The following is a 3936-nucleotide window of genomic DNA, read 5'->3' on the forward strand; positions in this document are numbered from 1 at the left end:
CCGGAGGGGGTTCCTCCGGCGGGGCCCGGTGCGGGGACTTCAGAGCCCGCTCAGCGCTTTCCGCCGCTCTGCTTCGCCGTGGACTTGGTCGCGAGCCGGGTGGCCGCCCAGTCCTTGACGATGTTGATCGAGCTGGTCTGGGAGAGACCGGCGGTCTTGGCCGAGTCGTTGATGTCGGACGCCTCGATGTGGCCGTCCCGCCCGGTCTTGGGCGTCATCAGCCAGATGAGGCCGCCCTCCGCCAGGTACTCCAGCGCGTCGACGAGGGCGTCGGTGAGGTCCCCGTCGTCGTCGCGGTGCCACAGCAGGACGGCGTCGGCGACGTCGTCGTAGTCCTCGTCGACGAGATCCGTCCCGGTGAGCTCCTCGATGCCTTCGCGGAGGTCCTGGTCAGTGTCTTCGTCGTACCCCAGCTCCTGGATGATCTGGCCCTCTTCGAAGCCGAGACGGGTCGCCGGGTTGGACTTGTCCGCGGGGTCCGCGGTCGCGCTCACGGGAATAACCTCCAGTATTCGGCTCGGCATCCATGCCGAGGCTGTGGCCGTAGTCCACACGGGCGCGGCGGTTCGCGCAAGTACCCGACCCCCGATCCCCTCCAAAGGTTGACGTGTCGCACCGGAACACGCCGTGGGACGTGTCGGGAATCACACCGATTTGCCCTTTTCTGCATGGTCCGAGGATGCTTCGGGTGGTCCCGGCCCACAGGCCGTACGTGTGCCCGAGATGCGAACGGCATTCGGGGTCCGCGCGTGCGCGGGCGTAGAGTCTCCTGTTGGCCCTCACCCCGGCCGCCCGCCATCGGGCGGACGGGACACCAGGTCGGACCACCTCTTTTCGTAACACCCGGGGGTGTGCGGAGCGGACGGAGACGCCCGCACCGCGCACCACCAGACCGGACCGCCCACCGGGCGCGACGGTTACCGATCGGTAGAGATGACGGATCTCCGAGCGCGGTAGCACGATGGAGGCGGCGCGACACACCTCAGTTTCGACCGACAGTGAAGGAACAGCGTGGCTTCCGGATCCGATCGCAACCCGATCATCATTGGCGGCCTTCCGAGTCAGGTCCCGGACTTCGATCCCGAGGAGACCGCGGAATGGCTGGAGTCGCTCGATGCGGCCATCGACGAGCGGGGGCGTGAGCGTGCCCGTTACCTGATGCTGCGGCTGATCGAGCGCGCCCGCGAGAAGCGTGTCGCCGTGCCCGAGATGCGCAGCACGGACTACGTCAACACCATCGCGACCAAGGACGAGCCGTTCTTCCCCGGCAACGAGGAGATCGAGCGGAAGATCCTCAACGCGACCCGGTGGAACGCGGCCGTCATGGTCTCCCGGGCGCAGCGCCCCGGCATCGGCGTCGGTGGCCACATCGCCACCTTCGCCTCCTCCGCGTCGCTCTACGACGTCGGCTTCAACTACTTCTTCCGCGGCAAGGACGCCGAGGGCGAGTCGGGCGACCAGATCTTCTTCCAGGGTCACGCCTCCCCCGGCATCTACGCCCGCGCCTTCCTGCTGGACCGGCTCACCGAGCAGCAGCTCGACGCCTTCCGCCAGGAGAAGTCGAAGGCCCCGTACGGCCTCTCCAGCTACCCGCACCCGCGGCTGATGCCGGACTTCTGGGAGTTCCCGACCGTCTCGATGGGCCTCGGCCCGCTCGGCGCGATCTACCAGGCGCGGATGAACCGCTACCTGGAGCACCGCGGCATCAAGGACACCTCGGACTCGCAGGTCTACGCCTTCCTCGGCGACGGCGAGATGGACGAGCCCGAGTCGCTCGGCCAGCTCTCGCTGGCCGCCCGCGAGGGCCTGGACAACCTGACCTTCGTGGTCAACTGCAACCTGCAGCGCCTGGACGGCCCGGTCCGCGGCAACGGCAAGATCATCCAGGAGCTGGAGTCCCAGTTCCGGGGCGCCGGCTGGAACGTGATCAAGCTGGTCTGGGACCGCTCCTGGGACCCGCTGCTCGCGCAGGACCGCGACGGCGTCCTGGTCAACAAGCTGAACACCACGGTGGACGGCCAGTTCCAGACCTACGCCACCGAGACCGGCCAGTACATCCGCGAGCACTTCTTCGGCGGCGACCTGCGCCTGCGCGCCATGGTCGAGAACATGACCGACCAGCAGATCCAGCACCTGGGTCGCGGCGGCCACGACCACAAGAAGATCTACGCGGCGTTCAAGGCGGCCCGCGAGCACAAGGGCCAGCCGACGGTCATCCTGGCGCAGACGGTCAAGGGCTGGACGCTGGGCCCCAACTTCGAGGGCCGCAACGCCACCCACCAGATGAAGAAGCTGACGGTCGAGGACCTGAAGCGCTTCCGCGACCGGCTGCACCTGCCGATCACCGACAAGCAGCTGGACGAGGGCTACCCGCCCTACTACCACCCGGGCCGCGACTCGGAGGAGATCCAGTACATGCACGACCGCCGGGAGGAGCTCGGCGGCTACGTGCCGACCCGCAAGGTCCGCCCGCGGAAGCTGGAGCTGCCCGGCGACGACGCCTACAAGGCGGTCAAGAAGGGCTCCGGCAACCAGACCATCGCCACCACCATGGCGTTCGTCCGGGTGCTCAAGGACCTCATGCGGGACAAGGGCATCGGCAACCGCTTCGTGCCGATCGCGCCGGACGAGTACCGCACCTTCGGCATGGACTCGCTCTTCCCGTCGGCGAAGATCTACAACCCGCTCGGCCAGACCTACGAGTCGGTCGACCGGGACCTGCTCCTCGCCTACAAGGAGTCGCCGACCGGCCAGATGCTGCACGACGGCATCTCCGAGGCCGGCTGCACCGCCTCGCTGATCGCCGCCGGCTCGTCCTACGCCACCCACGGCGAGCCGCTGATCCCGGTGTACGTCTTCTACTCGATGTTCGGGTTCCAGCGCACCGGCGACCAGTTCTGGCAGATGGCCGACCAGCTGGCCCGCGGCTTCGTGATCGGCGCCACCGCCGGCCGCACCACGCTGACCGGTGAGGGCCTGCAGCACGCCGACGGCCACTCGCACCTGCTGGCCTCGACCAACCCCGGCGTCGTCGCGTACGACCCGGCGTACGGCTTCGAGATCGCGCACATCGTCCAGGACGGTCTGCGGCGGATGTACGGCTCCAGCGCCGAGCACCCGCACGGCGAGGACGTGTTCTACTACATGACCGTCTACAACGAGCCGATCAAGATGCCGGCCGAGCCGGAGAACGTGGACGTCGAGGGCATCCTCAAGGGTCTGCACAGGTACGCGCCGGGCACCGCGGGCCAGATCCCGGCCCAGATCCTCGCCTCCGGCGTGGCCGTGCCGTGGGCCCTGGAGGCCCAGCGCATCCTCGCCGAGGAGTGGAACGTCAAGGCCGACGTCTGGTCCGCGACCTCCTGGAACGAGCTGCGCCGCGACGCGGTGGAGGCCGAGGAGTTCAACCTGCTGCACCCCGAGGAGCAGCAGCGCGTGCCGTACGTCACCCAGAAGCTCCAGGGTGCCGAGGGCCCGGTCGTCGCGGTGTCCGACTGGATGCGCGCGGTGCCGGACCAGATCGCCCGCTGGGTGCCGGGTCAGTACCAGTCGCTGGGCGCCGACGGCTTCGGCTTCGCCGACACCCGTGGCGCGGCCCGTCGCTTCTTCCACATCGACGCGCAGTCGGTCGTCCTGGGCGTGCTCACCGAGCTCGCCAAGCAGGGCAAGATCGACCGCTCGGCGCTGAAGGACGCGATCGACCGCTACCAGCTGCTCGACGTGACCGCGGCCGACCCGGGCGCCGCCGGCGGCGACGCCTGACCGGCCGGTAGGCACTGAGGCACCGAGGGGCCGGACCTCCCGTACGGGGGGTCCGGCCCTTCGCCGTCCGTCGTGTTCTTGACCCTCACACCGGTGTGAGGTCCTGGGCCTGTCGTCGAACTCCCGTCGTCCGCCCGGAGGGCGGGCGGGGCGGCGTTGGGGTGCGTGCATCGC

Annotated in this window: 2 protein-coding genes; one reads left to right on the plus strand and one right to left on the minus strand. The window is 69.1% G+C overall.

Annotated features, from left to right (window positions below):
- Positions 1 to 50: 50 nt before the first annotated feature.
- Entirely contained in the window at positions 51 to 494 is a 444-nt protein-coding gene (locus tag ACFU7Z_RS37385) for a DUF3052 domain-containing protein (RefSeq protein ID WP_049652614.1), read from the minus strand.
- Positions 495 to 1011: 517 nt separating this feature from the next.
- Between ACFU7Z_RS37385 and aceE the strand changes: the two genes are divergently transcribed.
- The gene (aceE, locus tag ACFU7Z_RS37390; RefSeq protein ID WP_074000772.1) at positions 1012 to 3762 is read left to right on the plus strand and encodes a pyruvate dehydrogenase (acetyl-transferring), homodimeric type; all 2751 of its coding nucleotides are present in this window, start codon (positions 1012 to 1014) and stop codon (positions 3760 to 3762) included.
- Positions 3763 to 3936 lie beyond the last annotated feature (174 nt).

Origin of the sequence: Kitasatospora sp. NPDC057518 (assembly GCF_042802075.1) — a bacterium.
GTDB lineage: Bacteria > Actinomycetota > Actinomycetes > Streptomycetales > Streptomycetaceae > Kitasatospora.